This is a genomic window from Vibrio sp. 1562, assembly GCF_033340155.1.
Taxonomy (GTDB): domain Bacteria; phylum Pseudomonadota; class Gammaproteobacteria; order Enterobacterales; family Vibrionaceae; genus Vibrio; species Vibrio alginolyticus.
The window spans coordinates 1-659 of record NZ_JAWOVY010000414.1 but is presented as its reverse complement, the minus strand read 5'-3'; the positions used below and the strand labels follow the sequence as shown (position 1 = coordinate 659).

Annotated in this window: 1 protein-coding gene; it reads right to left on the bottom strand. The window is 46.1% G+C overall.

Features of this window, described 5'->3' with window-relative positions:
• Positions 1-657, bottom strand: a 657-nt coding sequence (locus R7Z49_RS25515; protein WP_318112457.1) for a PTS transporter subunit EIIC, incomplete at its 3' end; no start/stop codon positions are given.
• Positions 658-659 lie beyond the last annotated feature (2 nt).

The following is a 659-nucleotide window of genomic DNA, read 5'->3' as shown; positions in this document are numbered from 1 at the left end:
TAGAAAGATTGGCGATAGAAGGCCAACCACAATCGCGGCACCATGAATCCCTGCAAACCAAAGTAATTGACACATGAGTAGTGCACCAATGATGGCAGGCAAAGTATTTGATGCGCTGATTAATGGCTTGAACATCGCCATAACTGCATCAGGAATCAACATGTCGTATTGGGTTTGAACGAAGATGCTTAATGGATAAAGCGTGACAAACACAGCTAGAACAGGCAGTAACACCTCGAAAGAACGCGCGATCGCAGGTGGCACCTGCTCTGGCATGCGAATCGTGATGTTGTGCTTTTTCATAAATCGATACAGCTCAACAGCAAAGAAGGCACACATTACTGCAGTGAAGATCCCTGTACCGCCCATGTGTTTCATCGCTAACGTGCCATCTTGAGCTGGTGCGGCCACCAGCAAGAAACACATTAAAGATAAAACCGCGCTAGTGATCCCATCCATTTTGTACGCTTTCGCCAGACTGTAGGCGACACCGAGCGACACGAAGATGGTCATGATCCCCATCGACATATTGAAAGGCATCATAATGGTGTCAAAGTGAGTGGTAGCAAAGTCAAGCCAAAGACGACCAAAGGTAAACGTCGTATCTTCAGCAAATGGTGGAAATGCAAAAATCAAAATGAAACTGCCCACGATGATAA